This window comes from Enterobacter sp. Ap-1006 (assembly GCF_011752835.1).
Taxonomy (GTDB): domain Bacteria; phylum Pseudomonadota; class Gammaproteobacteria; order Enterobacterales; family Enterobacteriaceae; genus Cedecea.
Window position 1 is genome coordinate 297057 of the sequence record NZ_VWWU01000005.1, and the last position, 21145, is coordinate 318201.

18 protein-coding genes and 1 other RNA gene are annotated in these 21145 nt (G+C 55.9%); 15 read left to right on the top strand and 4 right to left on the bottom strand.

Annotated elements, in window-relative coordinates:
• Positions 1-3: 3 nt before the first annotated feature.
• The 5 genes from tdcD (at position 4) to F3J28_RS17315 (ending at position 6194) form a co-directional block, all read left to right on the top strand.
• Positions 4-1212, top strand: a complete 1209-nt coding sequence (tdcD, locus tag F3J28_RS17295; RefSeq protein ID WP_166878153.1) for a propionate kinase — start codon at positions 4-6, stop codon at positions 1210-1212.
• Positions 1213-1241: 29 nt separating this feature from the next.
• Positions 1242-3536, top strand: coding sequence for a formate C-acetyltransferase (gene pflB / locus F3J28_RS17300; RefSeq protein ID WP_166878156.1), 2295 nt, complete (start codon positions 1242-1244; stop codon positions 3534-3536).
• Between the two features lie 171 nt (positions 3537-3707).
• On the top strand, positions 3708-4568 hold the full coding sequence (locus tag F3J28_RS17305; protein WP_008461586.1) for a small-conductance mechanosensitive channel MscS: 861 nt from the start codon (positions 3708-3710) through the stop codon (positions 4566-4568).
• A gap of 142 nt (positions 4569-4710) precedes the next feature.
• Positions 4711-5346, top strand: coding sequence for an arginine exporter ArgO (argO, locus tag F3J28_RS17310; RefSeq protein ID WP_166878159.1), 636 nt, complete (start codon positions 4711-4713; stop codon positions 5344-5346).
• 110 nt (positions 5347-5456) lie between these two features.
• Positions 5457-6194 (top strand): oxidative stress defense protein, encoded by a 738-nt coding sequence (locus tag F3J28_RS17315; protein ID WP_008461590.1) that lies wholly within the window; start codon positions 5457-5459, stop codon positions 6192-6194.
• A 53-nt stretch (positions 6195-6247) separates the two neighbouring features.
• Here F3J28_RS17315 and argP read toward each other — a convergent pair whose 3' ends face one another.
• A complete protein-coding gene (gene argP, locus F3J28_RS17320; RefSeq protein ID WP_008461592.1) occupies positions 6248-7147 on the bottom strand; it encodes a DNA-binding transcriptional regulator ArgP in 900 nt (299 codons plus the stop codon).
• A gap of 188 nt (positions 7148-7335) precedes the next feature.
• Here argP and rpiA point away from each other — a divergent pair, with 188 nt between their 5' ends.
• Positions 7336-7995 carry a ribose-5-phosphate isomerase RpiA gene (gene rpiA, locus F3J28_RS17325; RefSeq protein ID WP_166878161.1) on the top strand — a complete coding sequence of 220 codons (660 nt, stop codon included), beginning with the start codon at positions 7336-7338 and terminating at the stop codon, positions 7993-7995.
• A 303-nt stretch (positions 7996-8298) separates the two neighbouring features.
• Positions 8299-9537, top strand: a complete 1239-nt coding sequence (gene serA, locus F3J28_RS17330; protein ID WP_008461595.1) for a phosphoglycerate dehydrogenase — start codon at positions 8299-8301, stop codon at positions 9535-9537.
• Positions 9538-9574: 37 nt separating this feature from the next.
• Here serA and F3J28_RS17335 read toward each other — a convergent pair whose 3' ends face one another.
• From F3J28_RS17335 to zapA, 3 genes are all read right to left on the bottom strand, one after another.
• Entirely contained in the window at positions 9575-10171 is a 597-nt protein-coding gene (locus F3J28_RS17335) for a 5-formyltetrahydrofolate cyclo-ligase (RefSeq protein ID WP_166878164.1), read from the bottom strand.
• A gap of 20 nt (positions 10172-10191) precedes the next feature.
• Positions 10192-10375: non-coding RNA, 6S RNA (gene ssrS, locus F3J28_RS17340), on the bottom strand.
• 41 nt (positions 10376-10416) lie between these two features.
• Positions 10417-10746, bottom strand: a complete 330-nt coding sequence (gene zapA, locus F3J28_RS17345) for a cell division protein ZapA (RefSeq protein ID WP_008461599.1) — start codon at positions 10744-10746, stop codon at positions 10417-10419.
• A 168-nt stretch (positions 10747-10914) separates the two neighbouring features.
• Here zapA and F3J28_RS17350 point away from each other — a divergent pair, with 168 nt between their 5' ends.
• From F3J28_RS17350 to F3J28_RS17385, 8 genes are all read left to right on the top strand, one after another.
• Entirely contained in the window at positions 10915-11493 is a 579-nt protein-coding gene (locus F3J28_RS17350) for a YecA/YgfB family protein (RefSeq protein ID WP_008461600.1), read from the top strand.
• A gap of 23 nt (positions 11494-11516) precedes the next feature.
• Complete coding sequence (pepP, locus tag F3J28_RS17355; protein ID WP_166878168.1) at positions 11517-12833, top strand: Xaa-Pro aminopeptidase; 1317 nt, start codon at positions 11517-11519, stop codon at positions 12831-12833.
• Positions 12830-14008 carry a 2-octaprenyl-6-methoxyphenyl hydroxylase gene (gene ubiH, locus F3J28_RS17360; RefSeq protein WP_166878171.1) on the top strand — a complete coding sequence of 393 codons (1179 nt, stop codon included), beginning with the start codon at positions 12830-12832 and terminating at the stop codon, positions 14006-14008. Before pepP ends, ubiH begins: the two co-directional genes overlap by 4 nt.
• A gap of 12 nt (positions 14009-14020) precedes the next feature.
• On the top strand, positions 14021-15220 hold the full coding sequence (gene ubiI / locus F3J28_RS17365) for an FAD-dependent 2-octaprenylphenol hydroxylase (protein WP_166878174.1): 1200 nt from the start codon (positions 14021-14023) through the stop codon (positions 15218-15220).
• A gap of 490 nt (positions 15221-15710) precedes the next feature.
• The gene (gene gcvT / locus F3J28_RS17370; protein ID WP_166878177.1) at positions 15711-16808 is read left to right on the top strand and encodes a glycine cleavage system aminomethyltransferase GcvT; all 1098 of its coding nucleotides are present in this window, start codon (positions 15711-15713) and stop codon (positions 16806-16808) included.
• 29 nt (positions 16809-16837) lie between these two features.
• Positions 16838-17227, top strand: coding sequence for a glycine cleavage system protein GcvH (gcvH, locus tag F3J28_RS17375; protein WP_126354671.1), 390 nt, complete (start codon positions 16838-16840; stop codon positions 17225-17227).
• A gap of 55 nt (positions 17228-17282) precedes the next feature.
• Positions 17283-20156 (top strand): aminomethyl-transferring glycine dehydrogenase, encoded by a 2874-nt coding sequence (gcvP, locus tag F3J28_RS17380; RefSeq protein WP_166878180.1) that lies wholly within the window; start codon positions 17283-17285, stop codon positions 20154-20156.
• Between the two features lie 219 nt (positions 20157-20375).
• Positions 20376-21119: an SDR family oxidoreductase gene (locus tag F3J28_RS17385; protein ID WP_166878182.1), complete on the top strand. Its 744-nt coding sequence runs from the start codon at positions 20376-20378 to the stop codon at positions 21117-21119.
• The last annotated feature ends 26 nt before the right edge of the window (positions 21120-21145 follow it).

The following is a 21145-nucleotide window of genomic DNA, read 5'->3' on the forward strand; positions in this document are numbered from 1 at the left end:
AATATGAATGAATATCCGGTAATATTAACCATAAATTGCGGTTCATCTTCGGTTAAATTTTCCGTGCTGGATGAATTAACCATGGAGCCACTTTTAACGGGTATTTGCGAAGGTATAAATACCGAAGCCGCAATGCTTATCGTTAATAGCGGTGAGCCGGTGAAGCTGGCGCATTCTGATTATGAGGATGCGCTGGCGGCAATCTCCCTCGAGCTTGAAAGACGTCATTTGACCGAAAGCGTGGCCTATATAGGCCACCGCATTGCTCACGGCGGGGCGATTTTTGGCGAGTCGGTATTGATTACGGACGACGTCGTGGAGCAAATCCGCGCGGTCTCGCCTCTCGCGCCGCTGCACAACTATGCCAATCTCAGTGGCGTGGCTTCGGCCAGGCTGCGCTTCCCTGGTGTGCCGCAGGTTGCCGTGTTTGATACCAGCTTTCACCAGACGATGAAACCTGAAGCCTATCTTTACGGCCTGCCATACCGCTATTTCAAAGAGCACGGCGTCAGGCGTTATGGATTCCACGGGACCTCTCACCGCTATGTTTCCATGCAGGCAAGCGAGCTACCTGAACTGAAAGGGCGTTCATTGGGGCTGGTGATTGCTCATCTGGGCAACGGGGCTTCAGTGTGCGCGGTTGTTGACGGGCAAAGCGCTGATACCTCGATGGGGATGACGCCGCTGGAAGGTTTGATCATGGGGACACGCTGCGGCGATGTCGACTTTGGGGCGATGGTGTGGCTGGCAAGGCAGACCGGGCAGTCGCTGGACGATCTTGAGCAGGTGGCAAATACCGAGTCAGGGTTGTTGGGGCTTTCAGGTATATCTTCTGACTTACGAACGCTGGAAAAAGCCTGGCAGCAGGGGGATACCCGCGCGGAGTTGGCTATCAACACGTTTGTACATCGTATTGCCAAAACCATCGGCGGGCACGCAACTTCGCTGCCACATTTTGATGGGCTAATTTTTACTGGCGGCATAGGTGAAAACTCAGCTCTTATTCGCCGTCTGGTTATTCAACATTTAAGGGTATTCGGTTTCGAACTGAATGAAGAAAAAAATATGCGGCCTAATTCTGACGGCGAGCGTGTTATTTCAACCCAGAACTCGGCAGTACTGTGTGCAGTTATTCCGACCAACGAAGAAAAAATGATTGCTCTTGATGCCCGTGAATTGGGCAAGGCATCCCGGCTTGCAGAGTTCGCTTAATTTTATTTGCGGTACAGAGGATTGAATGAATGAAAATGGATATTGATATTTCCCATGATAATTATGCTCAGGCCTGGCAGCAGTTTCGTGGGGAATGCTGGCAGCATGAAATTAATGTTCGGGATTTTATCCAGCAAAACTACACGCCGTATGAGGGGGATGATACGTTTCTGGCGAGCGCAACATCTGAGACGACGGCGCTCTGGGAAAAGGTGATGGAGGGTATTCGCGTTGAAAATGCCACTCATGCCCCGGTCGATTTTGATACTAACGTGGCCACGTCCATTACCGCCCATGCCCCCGGTTACATTATTCAGCAGCATGAGAAAATTGTTGGCCTTCAGACGGACCAGCCGCTAAAGCGCGCGCTGCATCCTTTCGGCGGCATCAATATGATCAAAAGTTCGTTTGAAGCCTATGGCCGCAAAATGGACCCTGAGTTTGAGTATCAGTTTACCGAGCTGCGGAAAACGCACAATCAGGGCGTGTTCGACGTTTATTCGCCGGATATTCTGCGTTGCCGCAAGTCCGGCGTACTGACTGGGCTGCCTGATGGTTACGGGCGCGGCCGAATCATCGGCGATTACCGCCGCGTGGCGCTGTACGGCATTGCTTATCTGGTTCGCGAACGTGAGCTACAGTTTGCCGACCTGCAGCAAAAGCTTGAACGCGGCGAGGATCTTGAGGCAACGATTCGCCTGCGTGAAGAACTGGCGGAGCATCGCCACGCGCTGCTGCAAATACAGGACATGGCCGCTGGCTACGGTTTCGATATCTCGAGGCCGGCGAGCAACGCACAGGAGGCGATTCAATGGCTTTATTTCGCCTATCTGGCAGCGGTAAAGTCGCAAAACGGTGGGGCGATGTCGCTGGGGCGCACCGCAACCTTTATCGATGTTTATATCGAGCGCGATCTTCGCTCTGGCCTGCTCAGTGAGCAACAGGCGCAGGAGCTTATTGATCACTTTATTATGAAAATCCGTATGGTGCGCTTCCTGCGCACGCCGGAGTTTGATTCGCTGTTCTCCGGGGATCCTATTTGGGCAACGGAAGTGTTAGGCGGGATGGGGCAGGATGGTCGTACTCTGGTGACCAAAAGCACCTTCCGCTATTTGAATACGCTTTACACCATGGGGCCTGCGCCGGAGCCGAATTTGACCATCCTTTGGTCTGAGGCGCTGCCGAAAGCGTTCAAGGTTTATGCCGCCAGGGTGTCGATTGAAACCTCGTCATTGCAATATGAAAATGATGATCTGATGCGCAGCGATTTCGCCAGCGACGACTATGCGATTGCCTGCTGCGTTAGCCCGATGGTGATTGGCAAACAGATGCAGTTCTTTGGCGCTCGCGCCAACCTGGCAAAAACGCTGCTGTACTGCATCAACGGGGGAATGGATGAAAAGCTGAAGATCCAGGTTGGGCCGAAAACGCCAATGTTGCTCGACGATGTGCTGGACTACGACAAGGTGATGACCAGCCTCGACAGCTTTATGGATTGGCTGGCGGTGCAGTACGTGACGGCCCTGAACCTGATCCACTACATGCACGATAAATACAGCTACGAAGCTTCGCTGATGGCCCTGCATGACCGGGATGTTTACCGCACGATGGCCTGCGGCATCGCCGGGCTTTCGGTGGCGGTGGATTCACTTTCTGCCATCAAACACGCTGTGGTTAAGCCGGTGCGCGACCATACCGGGCTGGCGGTGGATTTCGTGATTGAGGGCGACTATCCGCAATACGGCAATAACGACGATCGCGTGGACGCCATTGCCTGCGATCTGGTTGAGCGTTTTATGAAGAAAATTCAGGCGCTGCCAACTTATCGCGATGCCGTGCCGACGCAGTCTATTTTGACGATTACGTCGAATGTGGTTTACGGGCAAAAAACGGGGAACACGCCAGATGGCCGCAGGGGAGGAACGCCGTTTGCACCCGGTGCGAACCCGATGCACGGGCGAGACACTAAAGGAGCTGTAGCCTCGTTAACCTCCGTGGCTAAGCTGCCGTTCAGCTACGCAAAAGATGGTATCTCTTATACGTTTTCCATCGTGCCTGCGGCGCTGGGGAAAGAGGATTCCATTCGCTGCCTGAACCTGGTCGGCTTGCTTGATGGCTACTTCCATCACGATGTCAAAACGGAAGGCGGGCAGCACCTGAACGTCAACGTGTTGAACCGTGAAATGCTGATGGATGCCATCGCGCATCCTGAAAATTATCCGACACTGACCATTCGTGTTTCTGGCTACGCGGTGCGTTTCAACGCGCTTACCCGCGAGCAGCAGCAGGATGTTATTTCCCGGACCTTCACGCAAACGCTGTAAGCCCACTTTTAGCCCGGACATTCGTCCGGGCTTTTCCCTTCTTTTGCCGCATTAATACTCAATTTGAGATCAATTTTGTGACGTACTTGGCACATCCATGCGTTTTTGTTTACCCTTTACGGTTTGAACTGCCTTACCGGGCGGAGAAACTTTTCAGACAAGGAACAGTAAATGGAAGATCTCAACGTAGTAGACAGTATTCATAATGCGGGGGGCTGGCTGGTTCGCAATCAGGAGCTGCTCCTGAGCTATGCGGTAAATATCGTCGCCGCCGTGGCCATTTTGATCGCCGGGATGATCGTTGCCCGTCTGGTCTCCGGAGCCGTTAATCGCCTGATGCTGGCTCGCAGCATCGACAGCACTGTCGCCGACTTTCTTTCCGCGCTGGTGCGCTACGGGATTATTGCCTTCACGCTGATTGCGGCCCTGAGCCGTGTCGGGGTGCAGACAGCTTCGGTGATTGCCGTGCTGGGTGCCGCCGGTCTGGCCGTTGGTTTGGCGCTGCAGGGTTCCCTGTCCAACCTGGCCGCAGGCGTGTTGCTCGTTACCTTCCGCCCGTTCCGTACCGGTGAGTATGTCGATCTCGGCGGCATTGCGGGCACCGTGCTGAACGTGCAAATCTTCTCCACCACGCTGCGTACCGTGGATGGCAAAATCGTGGTTGTGCCGAACGGCAAAATCATCGCCGGGAATATCATTAACTTCTCCCGGGAACCTGCCCGCCGCAACGAGTTCATCATCGGCGTGGCCTACGATGCCGACATCGATCAAGTTAAGCAGATCCTGACTGACATCATCACCAGCGACGAGCGCGTGCTGAAGGATCGCGACATCACCGTGCGCCTGAACGAGCTTGGCCCTTCGTCCGTTAACTTTGTGGTGCGGGCATGGAGCAAAAGCGGTGACCTGCAAAACGTTTATTGGGACGTGCTGGAGCGCATCAAGAAAGCGCTTGATGCCAACGGCATCGGTATTCCTTATCCGCAAATGGACGTTCACGTTCGCCAGATGAAAGACTCTGATAACGCATAACCTCCGGGGCCAGCTTTCGCTGGCCTTATTTCTATCTGCAATAATTAGTCATTCTTATAAGCGATTAAAAATATCAATTTCCTCTAATAATTTTCGCGCATTACACTCACGCTCAATGATTCACATTTAAAGGGTGTGCCGCGTGTTATCTTATTATTTTCAGGGTATTGCATTGGGAGCCGCGTTAATTCTGCCGCTGGGGCCGCAAAATGCCTTCGTGATGAATCAGGGTATTCGTCGCCAGTACCATCTGATGATTGCTTCCCTGTGCGCGCTGAGCGATATCATTCTGATTTGCGGCGGGATTTTTGGCGGCAGTGCCATTCTGATGCAGTCTCCGTGGCTGCTGGCGCTGGTCACCTGGGGCGGCGTGGCATTTCTGCTGTGGTATGGCTGGGGTGCGCTGCGCACGGCGATGAGCAGCAACCTGGAGCTGGCTTCGGCCGAAGTGTTGAAGCAGGGGCGCTGGAAAATCGTGGTCACCATGCTGGCGGTGACCTGGCTCAACCCGCACGTCTATCTGGACACCTTTGTGGTACTTGGTAGCCTGGGGGGCCAGCTTGCGGACGAAGCAAAACGCTGGTTCGCGCTGGGAACCATTAGCGCCTCCATTCTCTGGTTTTACGGCCTGGCTATTCTTGCCGCCTGGCTGGCCCCTCGTCTTCGTACTGCAAAAGCACAGCGCATTATCAACGGGGTGGTTGGGATTGTGATGTGGTTTATTGCCGCTCAGCTGGCCCGGGATGGCGTGCAGCACATCGCGGCACTCGTGGGCTAATTCGCCATAATCTGATAGACAAGTTACCATTACAGGCTAAGCTTGCTGGCAGACGTCGGGAGTTTGTTGATCGGCGTAATCACAGTGGAACGTAGCACGGAGGAGTTACAGTGAAGTTTAAAATTTTAGCATTAGCCGCGTTAATGGGATTAGGTTCTGTTTCTGTGCAGGCGGGTGAGTTGCCAAACGGCCCTCACGTGGTCACCTCCGGGACAGCCAGCGTCGATGCCGTTCCTGATATCGCCACGCTCGCTATCGAAGTCAACGTGTCCGCTAAGGACGCCGCGTCTGCCAAAAAACAGGCCGACGATCGCGTGGCGCAATACCTGACCTTCCTGCAGAAAAATGGCGTAGAGAAGAAGGACATCAATGCCGCTAACCTGCGCACACAGCCAGAGTATGACTACCTGAAAGACGGTAAAACTCAGTTGAAGGGCTACCGTGCGGTACGCCAGGTGGAAGTTACCCTGCGTCAGTTGGATAAAATGAACGAGCTGCTGGATGGTGCGCTGAAGTCCGGTCTGAACGAAATTCGTTCCGTGTCGCTGGGCGTTGCGCATCCAGAAGAGTACAAAGACAAAGCACGTAAAGAAGCGATTAACGATGCAACCCGCCAGGCGAAGCTGCTGGCCGAAGGCTTTAACAGCAAGCTGGGCCCGGTCTACAGCGTGCGTTACCACGTGTCTAACTACCAGCCCGCGCCGATGGTTCGCATGATGAAAGCGGACGCGGCTGCACCGGCTTCCGCTCAGGATACCTACGATCAGCAGACTATTCAGTTTGACGATCAGGTCGATGTGGTGTTTGAACTGCAGGGCGCACAAACCCCGGCGGCACCTGCTCAGTAAGATATGATCTTCACCTTAACCCTCGCCGCAGCCGGCGAGGGTTAATCAAAGCGTTATTCCGTATCCTGCCTCAAGACCTTGTGCCCGTACTCCAGCAACGCATCCGTCACGTTACGCATCATGCGGCTTTCCGGTGCAAAGCGGTGCCAGTAGAGCATGCGGCGCTGCAGCAGACCCGGTGTCAGGTCAATTAATTCCCCGCTATTTAACTCGCGCTCAATTTGCAGGTGCGGGATCATACAGCACGTTGTGCCCTGGCGAGCCAGCTGCACAAAGGCCTCCGAAGAGTTAACGATATGGCAAGGCACGCTGCCGGGGGACAGATCAAAGTTCTGCTGTAAAAATGCCTGATGCATATCGTCGAGATGATCAAAGGCTACGGCAGGGGCTTTTAGCAGCGCCGACCGCGTGACGCCATTCGGGAAATAACGCTCGGCAAAATCTTTCGACCCCACAAACAGATAGTCCAGCGCGCCCAGGCGATCCACCAGGCAGCTCGGCAGCGGCTGAGGTTGGATGGACACCGCCCCAACCACTTCCCCGCGACGCAGGCGTTCCTGAGTGCGGGTTTCATCTTCCACCTGAAGATTCAGGCGAATGGGGGAGTCGGCCAGAACCGGCGCAAGGGCCGGTAGCAGCCAGGTGGCCAGACTGTCGGCGTTAACTGCCAGCGAAAGCAGCAGCGGCGTGGAGCCGGTTTGCTCATCGCCCAGCCACTCTTCTTCCAGCAGCTCCACCTGACGTAAAAGTGCCAGCAGTTTTTGGCCCTGCTCGGTGGGGCGGGGCGGCACGGTACGCACCAACAATGGCTGGCCGAACATCGTTTCCAGTTGCTTAATACGTTGTGACACCGCCGACTGAGTAATGCACAGCTTCTGCGCCGCACGCTCAAATCCTCGTTCACGAATTACCGCATCCAGCGCCTGCAGCGTTCTGTAGTCCGGGCGTTTCATTGTTGTTCATCTGCTCCTGATTTCGTCGTGCAGCCACTATGACATAAATTTGCCGCTGATTCAGACCAAATCAGCAAGCTGACATTGTGTTTGAGCGTGATGGGGTTTGCATTGCGGCAAAGCCGGGGACATTTTTCCGACGCATGCTCTATAATGCGCGTCAGTTTCCACATCACAGGCATAAAATTATGACGCAGGATGAACTGAAAAAAGCAGTCGGATGGGCAGCACTCCAGTACGTGCAGCCGGGCACCATTGTGGGCGTGGGCACGGGCTCAACCGCCGCGCATTTTATTGATGCTTTGGGCACCATCAAACACCAGATTGAAGGTGCTGTTTCCAGCTCCGACGCTTCCACCGCGAAACTGAAAAGTCTTGGGATCCCCGTTTTCGATCTCAACGAGGTGGATTCATTAGGCGTCTACGTCGACGGTGCCGATGAGATCAACCACCAGATGCAGATGATTAAAGGCGGTGGCGCAGCGCTGACTCGCGAGAAAATCATCGCCTCCGTTGCCGACAAGTTTGTTTGCATCGCGGATGCCTCCAAGCAGGTTGATATTCTCGGTAACTTCCCGCTGCCGGTGGAAGTGATTCCTATGGCGCGCAGCGCCGTCGCGCGTGAACTGGTAAAACTGGGTGGTCGCCCGGAGTACCGCCAAGGCGTGGTCACGGACAACGGTAACATCATTCTGGATGTGCATGGTTTGAGCATCATGGAACCGATGAAGCTGGAAAACATCATCAACGGCATGCCTGGCGTTGTTACCGTGGGCCTGTTTGCGAACCGTGGCGCGGATGTGGCGCTGATCGGTACCGCTGATGGCGTAAAAACCATCTTGAAATGATCTGACCGGGGCGCGTTCTGCGCCCCAAAAAACCGTATAAAAAATGACAAATTATTTTAACCGCATTTTTGGTGACATATATCACATTTCGGTAACAGTTCTGTGATTCATACCTGGTTCACTCTCCCGCTCAGCATTTTATTCTGACTCTCGCCGCCTTATTCCCGCCTGACGATACGGCGACGCAATCGTTCATATTGCCCCAAACGTAGATTTTGATATTTTGACAGAAGGGTAACTTATAGGCGGTGGCGCATCACCGCCTAAAAACGAATACAACAGCACTGAAAATAGGGTCGGGAAATGGCAAAAGTATCACTGGATAAAGACAGAATTAAATTCCTGCTTGTGGAAGGCGTGCACCAGAAGGCGGTAGACAGCCTCCGTGCAGCGGGATACACCAACATTGAATTCCATAAAGGCGCGCTGGATTCCGAAGCGCTCAAAGAGTCGATCCGTGATGCTCACTTCATTGGCCTGCGTTCCCGCACCCATTTGACCGAAGAGATCTTTGCCGCGGCTGAAAAACTGGTGGCTGTAGGCTGCTTCTGCATCGGCACCAACCAGGTTGATCTGGATGCGGCGGCGAAGCGCGGTATTCCGGTGTTCAACGCCCCGTTCTCGAACACCCGTTCCGTTGCCGAACTGGTTATTGGTGAATTGCTGCTGTTGCTGCGTGGCATTCCTGAAGCTAACGCCAAAGCTCACCGTGGCGTGTGGAACAAGCTGGCGGTAGGCTCTTTTGAGGCCCGTGGTAAAAAGCTGGGCATCATTGGCTACGGCCACATCGGTACACAGCTGGGGATTTTGGCTGAATCCCTGGGGATGCACGTCTACTTCTACGATATCGAAAACAAGCTGCCGCTGGGCAACGCGACTCAGGTTCAGCATCTCTCCGACCTGCTGAATATGAGCGATGTGGTTAGTCTGCACGTGCCGGAAAACGCCTCCACCAAAAACATGATTGGCGCGAACGAACTGGCGCTGATGAAGCCGGGCTCGCTGCTGATCAACGCCTCTCGCGGTACGGTGGTAGATATTCCTGCTCTGTGCGGTGCGCTTTCGAGCAAGCATCTGTCTGGTGCGGCTATCGACGTCTTCCCGACCGAACCGGCCACCAACAGCGATCCGTTTAACTCTCCGCTGTGCGAGTTTGACAACGTGATCCTGACCCCGCACATCGGCGGCTCAACTCAGGAAGCGCAGGAAAACATCGGCCTGGAAGTGGCGGGCAAACTGGCGAAATACTCGGATAACGGCTCTACGTTGTCTGCGGTTAACTTCCCGGAAGTTTCTCTGCCGCTGCACGGGGGCACCAGCAGCCGCCTGCTGCACATTCATGAGAACCGCCCTGGCATTCTGACCGCGCTTAACCAGATCTTTGCTGAGCAGGGTATCAACATTGCCGCTCAGTTCCTGCAGACCACGCCGCACATGGGTTACGTAGTAATTGATATTGATGCGCCGGAAGATGTTGCTGAGAAAGCGCTGAAGTCAATGAAAGCGATTCCGGGCACCATCCGCGCCCGTCTGCTGTACTGATCTGACCATGGCCTCTTCCCCGAAGGGGGAAGGGGCATCACCATTGCCAAAGGCGCGATGGCGTCACCACGGCAGGCAAAGGAATATCCCACTGTTCTACCGGCAACGTCTCCACCTGCTGGCAATCATGCGCCAGGCCAACCGGGTAGAAACCGTGCTGCTGCCAGTTTTGCAGCGTTCTGTCGTAAAACCCGCCGCCCATCCCCAGACGCTGGCCTGTTTCATCGAAGGCAACCAGCGGCGTGACCAGTACATCCAGCTTATTCAGCGGCAGCACGTCGCGAACATCCAGCTTAGGCTCAAGAATTTTCAGGCGATTGGTGACCAGGTTACTTTGCGGCGTGTAGCGTAAAAACAGCAGGTTGCCGGGGCTAAAAGGATGAAGCACCGGGAGATAAACGTTTTTGCCTGCCCGCCATAAAGCCTGAATCAGCGGGGTGGTATTCAGTTCCCCGTCGAACGAGAGAAACAACGCTACGGTCTGAGCACGAATGACCGGCTCAAACGCCAGCATGCGTTCAGCAGCCTGTAGGGCAAAGGTTTGTTGTTCTGAGGGAGTGAGCGACCGGCGTCGCTGCCGAATCGTTTGGCGAATGTCCTGACGAAGCGTTGAGGTTAACGGGGTATACGTCATGATGGCCGGGTAGTAAAGAGGGAATCTCCGAGATGCCGCCGCAGGCTGTAACCCTTGAACCCTTGGTTCAAGGTGAGTGTGTCGTCATGGTTTTAAGGCTTCTCGGACGGACCGAGCATGCTCACCAACCGCGGAGCGCCACACTCTTGTGGTATGAAATATCGGCTCAGGGGACTGGCCCGCTTGCAAACATCTCAGAGAAATTTTGTCTTCGAAGTTACTCTACCACAGTCAACTGCGAAGTGTTATTCAAACTTTGGACCCTGTCGGTCTGCAATGCGACCTTGCTCAAGCAATGCTTGTTCGATGGTCTGCTGTAGCATCCGAATACGCTCTTCCATATTAGCGGCGTAGTCACGGGTTTTCGACTTTTCCTGAGCCAGTTCGTAGCAAATGTTAAGTGCTGCGATGAACACCAGCTGCTCGGTATTTGTGACTCTAGTGCGAACTTTTAAATCTTGCAACCGCTGATTCAGCTCTTCCGCAGCCTGATTCAGCGCATCCTGTTGTTCAGGCGGACAATTCACGCGCAATGAACGACCGAAAATTTGAATATCGACTGGTTGTGCAGACATGCCACCTTCCTGCTGTTTACTCGCCTGCCTTTACGCTACCGGCCCCGGTAGCGGAAGGGGCGCCACTATAGCTATCCCGATATCAAGATACAAGCCCTTTTCTGGTATCTGCGGGGGTCCTGGTGGTAGCATAACACACACTATTCCTGCCAACGATGACGAATGCGCATGTCAATACAGAACGCAATGCCGGACTACGACTTAGTCGGCCAACTTTTGAACCAACAGGGTGTGGGTCTGACGCCTGCAGAAATGCACGGCTTGATCAGCGGCATGCTTTGCGGTGGTAACAAAGACACCAGCTGGCAAACGCTGCTGCATGACCTGACCAACGAAGGCCTGGCCTTTAGCCAGAACCTCGCAGATCCGCTGCGCCAGATGCACGGCGCCATTGGCGATGCGCTGGAAGACGAAGGCTTCCTGTTCCAGCTTTACCTGCCGGACGGGGATGATGTCTCCGTTTTCGATCGCGCCGATGCGCTTTCCGGCTGGGTAAACCACTTCCTGCTGGGCCTCGGCGTCATGCAGAGCAAGCTCGACAAAGTCACCGGTGAAACCGGCGAAGCCATTGACGATCTGCGTAATATTGCCCAGTTGGGTTACGACGAAGACGAAGACCAGGAAGAGCTGGAGATGTCGCTCGAAGAGATCATTGAGTATGTGCGTGTTGCCGCGCTGCTGTGCCACGACACCTTTACTCACGCGGCACCGACCGCGCCAGAGGTACGCAAACCTACGCTCCACTAACGATCAAAAAATCAGGAGATGTGATGACCCAGCAGGAATTTCTTCGCCGCCGCCAGGCGCTACTGGCGAAAATGGTGCCCGGCAGCGCTGCGTTAATTTTCGCGGCCCCGGAAGCGACCCGCAATGCCGACAGCGAATACCCTTATAGGCAGAGCAGCGATTTTTGGTACTTCACCGGCTTTAACGAGCCGGAAGCCGTGCTGGTGCTCATTAAAAGCGATGAGTCGCATAATCACAGCGTGCTGTTCAACCGCGTGCGGGATAAAAGTGCAGAAATTTGGTTTGGCCGCAGGCTTGGCCAGGACGCTGCCCCGCAGAAGTTAGGAGTGGATCGCGCGCTGGCCTTCAGCGAAATCGGTGAGCAATTACATCTCCTGCTAAACGGCCTGGATGCGGTTTACCACGCTCAGGGCGAGTACGAATATGCGGATAACATCGTTTTTGCCGCGCTGGATAAGTTGCGTCGTGGTTCGCGTCAAAATCTCGCTGCGCCCGCAACCCTGACCGACTGGCGCCCGACGGTACACGAACTACGCCTCTTCAAATCCGAAGAAGAGATTGCCGTTATGCGTCGTGCCGGGGAGATTTCCGCGCTGGCGCATACTCGTGCCATGCAGGCCTGCCGCCCGGGAATGTTTGAATATCAGCTCGAGGGTGAAATTCACCACGAGTTTACTCGCCACGGCGCGCGTTATCCTTCGTACACCACCATTGTGGGTGGCGGTGAGAACGGTTGCATTCTGCATTACACCGAAAACGAAAGTGAACTGCGCGACGGAGATCTGGTGCTGATAGACGCCGGATGTGAATACCAAAGCTACGCCGGAGACATCACGCGCACTTTCCCTGTTAACGGCAAATTCAGCCCGGCGCAGCGTGAAATTTACGACATCGTGCTGGAATCGCTCGAAACCTCGCTAAAACTCTACCGGCCGGGCACGTCCATGCAGGAAGTGACGACGGAAGTGGTGCGCATCATGGTTAAGGGGCTGGTGAAGCTCGGTATTCTGAAAGGCGATATCGATCATCTGATAGCCAATAACGCCCACCGCGCGTTCTTTATGCATGGCCTGAGCCACTGGCTGGGGCTGGACGTCCACGACGTGGGCGCTTACGGGCAGGACAGGTCACGCGTGCTGGAGCCGGGTATGGTCATCACCGTCGAACCAGGGCTTTATATTGCTCCGGATGCGGACGTGCCCGCGCAGTATCGTGGCATTGGCATCCGCATTGAAGACGACATTGTGATCACCAAAGACGGCAACGAGAACTTGACCGCCAGCGTGGTGAAGTCGGCAGACGATATCGAAGCGCTGATGGCAGCGGCACGTCAGCCATGAGCGTCATCATTGTTGGCGGCGGGATGGCGGGGGCGACGCTGGCATTAGCCATATCGACCCTCACCCAGGGAAAATTGCCGGTGCACCTCATCGAGGCGATTGCCCCGGACTCAGCCGCTCATCCGGGGTTTGATGCCAGAGCCATCGCGCTCGCCCAGGGCACCCGGCAGCAGTTGGCCCGCATTGGCGTATGGTCTGCGCTCGCCGACTGCGCCACGGCAATTAAAACCGTGCACGTCAGCGACAAAGGCCACGCCGGCTTCGTCACCCTTGAAGCTGAGGATTACCAGATTGATGCGCTTGGGCAGGTTGTGGAGCTACACGACGTCGGGCTGCGTCTTTTTAGCCTGCTGCGCAAAGCGCCTGGCGTAACGCTGCACTGTCCGCAGCGCGTTTCGTCGTTTACCCGGCATGAGCATAGCGTGCAGGTTGTGCTGGATAACGGCGTTGAGCTGCAGGGCAACGTTTTGGTTGCCGCGGATGGCACCCGTTCTAAGCTGGCGGCGCAGTGTGGCATCACCTGGCAGCCGCAGAGCTACCAGCAGATCGCCGTGATTGCCAACGTCACTACTTCTGAACCCCATCATGGCCGGGCATTTGAGCGCTTTACCGAATACGGGCCAATCGCCATGCTGCCGATGTCCGACGGGCGCTGCTCGCTGGTCTGGTGCCATGCGCTGGATGCCCGTGAGGAGGTTGAAAGCTGGAGCGAAGCAGAGTTTTGTCAGCAGCTTCAGCGTGCCTTTGGCTGGCGGCTGGGGCGAATTACCCATGCAGGCATTCGCCATCATTATCCTCTGGCGTTACAACAGGCTTCTCAGACCGTATCCCATCGCCTGGCGCTGGTAGGCAATGCCGCGCAAACGCTGCATCCGATAGCCGGGCAGGGGTTCAACCTTGGCCTGCGCGACGTTATGTCGCTGGCTGAAGGGTTGGCAGAGGCGCACGCTGCAGGTACGGATGTCGGCAGTTTCCCGGTTCTGGCCGCTTATCAGCAGCGCCGTGCCGCAGATAAAGCGGCAACCATTGGCGTCACTGACGGGCTGGTTCAGCTGTTTGCTAACCGCTGGGCACCGCTGGTGGCGGGCCGTAACCTTGGCCTGATGACGATGGAACATTTTACTCCGGCACGAGACGTGCTGGCTCAGCGCACCCTGGGTTGGGTGGCGCGTTAAAGGAGAGTCAATTTGCAAAGCGTAGATGTGGCGATTGTCGGCGGCGGCATGGTGGGGCTGGCGGTGGCCTGCGGACTTCAGGGCAGCGGCCTGCGCGTTGCGGTCATTGAAAGTCATCTTCCCCAGCCGCTGGGGCCTGAAGCTGCCCCGGAACTGCGCGTTTCGGCTATCAATGCGGCGAGCGAAAAGCTGCTGACGCATTTGGGCGCGTGGCCAAAAATCAGCGAGCGAGCCAGCAGCTATCACGGGATGGAAGTCTGGGAGCGAGACAGCTTCGGGCAAATCGCCTTTGATGATAAGAGCTTCGGTTTTAGCCACCTGGGGCACATCATCGAAAACTCGGTGATCCACCAGGCGCTGTGGCAACGTGCGGAGCAATGCAGCGACATCAGCCTGATGGCACCCGTGGACATTAACCAGGTCGCCTGGGGTGAAAACGACGCGTTCCTGACCCTGAAAGACGGCACAATGCTAACTGCAAGGCTGGTGGTGGGCGCAGATGGCGCCAACTCCTGGCTACGGGACAAAGCCGATATCCCGCTGACGTTCTGGGACTATAACCATCATGCGTTGGTAGCGACGATTCGCACCGCCGAGCCGCATCAGGCCGTCGCACGTCAGGTGTTCCACGGCGAAGGCATTCTGGCATTTCTGCCGCTTTCTGACCCACATCTTTGCTCTATTGTCTGGTCGCTGCCGCCGGAAGAAGCGGCTCGTATGCAGCAGGCCGACGATGAAGCGTTTAACCAGGCGCTTTCCGTTGCGTTTAATATGCGTCTCGGCCTGTGTTCTGTTGAAAGCGAGCGCCGCACCTTCCCGCTGACGGGCCGCTACGCCCGCAGCTTTGCCGGCCATCGTCTGGCGTTGGTGGGCGATGCCGCCCATACCATTCACCCGCTGGCCGGGCAGGGCGTCAACCTCGGTTTTATGGATGCCGCTGAATTGATTGCGGAAATTCGCCGCCTGCATCGCGAAGGCAAAGATTTTGGGCAGCATCTCTACCTGCGTCGCTATGAGCGCAGCCGCAAGCACAGCGCGGCGGTGATGCTGGCCAGTATGCAAGGCTTCCGCGATTTGTTCGCCGGCAGCAACCCGGCGAAAAAACTCTTCAGAGATATTGGCCTGAAGCTTGCCGATACGCTGCCGGGAGTTAAACCTCAGCTGGTTCGCCAGGCGATGGGGTTGCAAGATCTGCCATCCTGGCTGCAATAAATACTCGTCGTACTTCGAGCTACAGGGGGGAGCAGTACTCACCCACCTGATGGAATCCATAGTGATAACCCCGTCACATTTCCCTTCCCGATGACCGGGAAGGGTATCTGCTCCCTCGTTTGAAATATTCTAATCTCAGGACAAATCTCGGATTACATTTTCTAATCTTACAAATTATGCGATGTAGTCAATTTGTTTCTGAAATGGTCGTAAATGTTAGCCAGTGCTAAATTCGACACGAAATACCTGCTGTTAATGTGGAGTGAATCGCATTTTTACAGTGAATTACTCTGCATGCTTCCTCTCCCATTTTGGTCATAAGCTAATGCAATGACCGTTTTTCGCTTATGGTTTACGCCCCCGTTCGGTGGTAAGTTCAGGTCAAAGGTAACGTTTGCGTCGCTATCGGGGAACGGTGGCGATGCCGGGTTTCGTCTGACGGTTGGCAAAGCCAAATCCGCCTTGCCACCAGATGGTTAAAGAGGAAAAGATGACTCAACAGACCCCCTTATTTGAACAGCACACGCTCTGCGGTGCCCGCATGGTTGATTTCCACGGCTGGATGATGCCGCTGCACTACGGCTCGCAAATTGATGAGCACCACGCTGTACGCACCGACGCTGGTATGTTCGACGTGTCGCACATGACCATCGTCGATCTGCACGGCAGCCGTACCCGCGAGTTTCTGCGTTACTTAGTCGCCAACGACGTCGCCAAACTCACCCAGCCGGGCAAAGCGCTTTACACTGCCATGCTCAATGCTTCCGGCGGTGTGATTGACGACCTGATTATCTATTTCCTCACCGAAGACTATTTCCGCCTCGTTGTTAACTCCGCTACTCGTGAAAAAGACCTTGCCTGGATCAACCAGCACGCTGAACCGTTTGGCGTGTCCGTCACCGCGCGTGACGACCTGGCGCTGATTGCCGTTCAGGGGCCGAATGCGAAGGCCAAAGCCGCCACGCTGTTTAGCGAAGCGCAGCGTAAAGCCGTTGAAGGCATGAAACCGTTCTTTGGCGTGCAGTCCGGTGATTTGTTTATTGCCACCACCGGCTACACCGGCGAAGCGGGCTATGAAATTGCGATGCCGAACGACAAGGCCGCGGGATTCTGGGCGCAGCTGGTTGAAGCGGGCGTTAAGCCTTGCGGCCTGGGCGCTCGCGACACGCTGCGTCTTGAAGCTGGCATGAATCTTTACGGCCAGGACATGGACGAAGGCGTTTCTCCACTAGCCGCGAACATGGGCTGGACCATCGCGTGGCAGCCTGAAGATCGTGATTTTATCGGCCGTGAAGCGCTGGAAGCACAGCGCGCGAACGGCACCGAAGAGCTGGTTGGCTTGATCATGACCGAAAAAGGCGTATTACGTAATGAGCTGCCGGTACGGTTTACCGACGCGCAGGGCAATACGCACGAAGGGGCAATCACCAGCGGCACCTTCTCGCCAACGCTCGGCTACAGCATTGCGCTGGCTCGCGTCCCGGCGGGCATCGGTGAAACGGCGATCGTGCAGATCCGCAACCGCGAAATGCCGGTCAAAGTCACCAAACCTATTTTTGTTCGCGCCGGTAAGCCGGTCGCGCTTTAAATTTTGAAATCAGGTATCAGGAGAAAACAATGAGCAATGTGCCGAACGAACTGAAATACAGCAAAGAGCACGAATGGCTGCGTAAAGAAGCTGATGGCAGCTACACCGTAGGCATCACCGAACACGCGCAGGAACTGCTGGGCGACATGGTATTTGTTGACCTGCCTGAAGTGGGCGCCACCGTTTCTGCCGGTGATGATTGTGCCGTTGCTGAATCCGTGAAAGCGGCTTCTGACATCTACGCCCCAATCAGCGGTGAAATCGTTGCGGTCAACGACGCGCTGAGCGACAGCCCGGAGCTGGTCAACAGCGAACCTTACGGCGAAGGCTGGATCTTCAAAATTAAAGCCAGCGACGAAGCACAGATTGCCGCGCTGCTGGATGCTTCTGCCTATGAAGCACTGTTAGAAGACGAGTAATTTTTAAACCCCTCTCCCTGGTGGGGAGGGGAAACCATTTCAGGAATCACCGCTCATGACCCAGTCTTTACGTCAGTTAGAGAATCACGAAGCGTTTATCGATCGTCACATTGGCCCGGACGCGCAGCAGCAGCAAGAGATGCTGGAGACCGTCGGCGCGAAGACGCTCCCAGACCTGATCGCCAGCATTGTCCCACAGGATATTCAGCTTGCTGAGCCGCCTCAGATTGGCGCCGCGGCGACCGAGTTTGCGGCCCTGGCAGAGTTAAAAGGCATTGCCAGCCGCAATAAACGCTTCAAAACTTACATTGGCATGGGTTACACCGCGGTACAAACGCCGCCGGTGATTCTGCGTAACATGCTGGAAAACCCAGGCTGGTACACCGCCTACACGCCTTACCAGCCTGAAGTTTCCCAGGGGCGTCTTGAAGCGCTGCTGAACTTCCAGCAGGTCACGCTTGACCTGACCGGCATGGATATCGCTTCCGCTTCTCTGCTTGATGAAGCTACCGCGGCAGCCGAAGCTATGGCAATGGCTAAGCGCGTCAGCAAGCTGAAAAACGCTAACCGTTTCTTCGTGGCCTCTGACGTTCATCCACAAACGCTGGACGTGGTGCGTACCCGCGCGGAAACCTTCGGTTTTGACGTCATTGTCGATGATGCGGCAAAAGTGCTGGATCATCAGGATGTGTTCGGCGTGCTGCTTCAGCAGGTGGGCACTACCGGCGAAGTGCATGATTACACGGCTCTGATTGCCGAGCTGAAACAGCGCAAAGTTGTGGTCAGCGTAGCCGCAGATTTCATGACGCTGGTGATGCTGACCGCGCCGGGCAAACAGGGCGCGGACATTGTCTTCGGTTCTGCCCAGCGCTTCGGTGTCCCAATGGGCTACGGCGGCCCGCACGCGGCGTTCTTCGGCGCTCGCGATGAATTTAAACGTTCCATGCCAGGCCGTATTATCGGCGTTTCCCGCGATGCCGCTGGCCGCACCGCGCTGCGCATGGCGATGCAAACCCGCGAGCAGCACATCCGCCGCGAGAAGGCGAACTCCAACATCTGTACTTCCCAGGTGCTGCTGGCGAACGTTGCCAGCCTGTATGCGGTCTTCCACGGCCCGGCTGGCCTGAAACGCATTGCAGGCCGGATCCACCGCCTGACCGACATTCTGGCCGCTGGCCTGCAGCAGAAAGGTCTGGTTCTGCGCCACAAACACTGGTTCGACACCCTTTGTGTTGAAGTGGCTGATAAAGCCGCCGTGCTGGCGCGTGCCGAAGCGCGTGAAATTAACCTGCGTAGCGACATCCTGAACGCGGTAGGCATCACTCTTGATGAAGCCACCACCCGTGAAGATGTTGTTGCTCTGTTCGACGTGCTGCTGGGCGATGCTCACGGCCTGGATATCGACAAGCTGGATCGTGACGTTGCCAACGACAGCCAGTCCATTCCGGCTCCGATGCTGCGCGATGACGAGATCCTGACCCACCCGGTCTTTAATCGCTACCACAGCGAAACCGAGATGATGCGCTACATGCACTCTCTGGAGCGTAAAGATCTGGCGCTCAACCAGGCGATGATCCCGCTCGGCTCCTGCACCATGAAGCTGAACGCCGCGGCCGAAATGATCCCGATCACCTGGCCGGAATTTGCCGAGCTGCATCCGTTCTGTCCGGCAAACCAGGCCGAAGGCTACCACCAGATGATCGCCCAGCTGTCCGACTGGCTGGTGAAACTGACCGGCTACGACGCGCTGTGCATGCAGCCGAACTCCGGCGCCCAGGGCGAATACGCTGGCCTGCTGGCTATCCGCCGCTACCACGAAAGCCGCAACGAAGGCAGCCGCAACATCTGCCTGATCCCAAGCTCTGCGCACGGTACCAACCCGGCTTCGGCGCAAATGGCGGGTATGGAAGTGATCGTCGTGGCTTGTGATAAACAAGGCAACATCGATCTGCAGGATCTGCGTGTTAAAGCCGAACAGGCGGGCGAAGCGCTCTCCTGCATCATGGTGACTTACCCGTCCACTCACGGCGTGTACGAAGAAACGATCCGCGAAGTGTGCCAGATCGTGCATCAGTTTGGGGGCCAGGTTTACCTGGACGGCGCCAATATGAACGCCCAGGTGGGGATCACCACGCCGGGGTATATCGGCGCGGACGTTTCACACCTCAACCTGCACAAAACCTTCTGCATTCCGCACGGCGGCGGCGGCCCGGGCATGGGCCCAATCGGCGTGAAAGCGCATCTGGCTCCGTTTGTACCGGGCCACAGCGTGGTGCAGATTGAAGAGATGCTGACCCAGCAAGGCGCGGTTTCCGCCGCCCCGTTTGGCAGCGCCTCTATTCTGCCAATCAGCTGGATGTACATCCGCATGATGGGCGCGGACGGCCTGAAGAAAGCCAGCTCCGTAGCGATTCTGAACGCCAACTACATCGCGACCCGCCTGAAATCCGCGTATCCGGTGCTGTACACCGGCGCGAATGGCCGTGTGGCTCACGAATGTATTCTGGATATTCGTCCGCTGAAAGAAGAAACCGGCATCAGCGAGCTGGATATCGCCAAGCGCCTGATCGACTTCGGTTTCCACGCGCCAACCATGTCGTTCCCGGTAGCGGGCACGCTGATGGTTGAGCCAACCGAATCCGAAAGCAAAGTGGAGCTGGACCGCTTTATTAATGCGATGCTGTCCATCCGCAGCGAAATCGACCGCGTCGTTGCAGGCGAATGGCCGCTGGAAGACAACCCGCTGGTGAACGCGCCGCACACTCAGGACGAAATCGTTGCCGAGTGGGCGCACCCGTACACCCGCGAACTGGCAGTCTTCCCGGCAGGTCTCAGCAATAAATACTGGCCAACCGTGAAGCGCCTTGATGACGTTTACGGCGACCGTAATCTGTTCTGCTCCTGCGTGCCGATGAGCGAGTACGAATAGTTTTTACAGATTGAATCAAGGGCACTTCGGTGCCCTAAAGACTGCTGACAATCCTCTGGTGATAGTAGAAATGCTAGACGATTCGTCAAAAAAATAAGGAAAATCAATTTATTGATTTTCGGCTGATAATCACAAAGAGGAAAAAACCACGCTTTTTTCCTCTTTGTCATCAACCTTAAGGGCACTTCGGTGCCCTTTCTTGTTTTCTGGAGAAGACGTATGAAAATAGCTCTGGTTACCGGTGGCAGCCGGGGGATTGGCAAAGCCACCTCGCTGTTGCTGGCTCAGCATGGTTATAAAGTGGTGGTGAACTACCTCCGCAATAAGCAGGCTGCGGATGAAGTGGTCAATACGATCATTGCCCAGGGCGGAAAAGCGCTGGCGCTGCGGGCGGATATTGCCGATGAGCTGCAGGTGATGGCGATGTTCGCCGAAATCGATAACGCATTTGGGCCGCTGACCGCGCTGGTGAATAACGCCGGTATCTTGTTCCAGCAATCGACCATTGAAAACCTTACGGCGGAACGTATCAATCGCGTACTGACGACAAACGTGACCGGGTATTTTCTCTGCTGCCGGGAAGCGGTGAAGCGCATGGCCTGGCGTCACGGTGGGGAAGGTGGAGCCATTGTGAATGTTTCTTCTGCCGCGTCCCGCTTAGGTGCTGCTGGGGAATATGTTGATTATGCCGCGTCCAAAGGAGCCGTCGATACGTTGACCACCGGGCTGGCGGTAGAGGTTGCCGCGCAGGGGATCCGCGTGAACGGCGTGCGGCCCGGTTTTATTTATACCGAAATGCATGCTTCCGGTGGAGAAGCGGGGAGAGTTGATCGGGTGAAAACGGCATTGCCGATGCAGCGCGGCGGTCAGCCGGAAGAGATCGCGGAGGCCATTCTATGGCTACTGAGCGAAAAGGCATCTTACGTGACCGGCACCTTTATTGATGCGGCTGGTGGGAAATGAGTTCGCTACGCCAGAAGAGGGTGAGA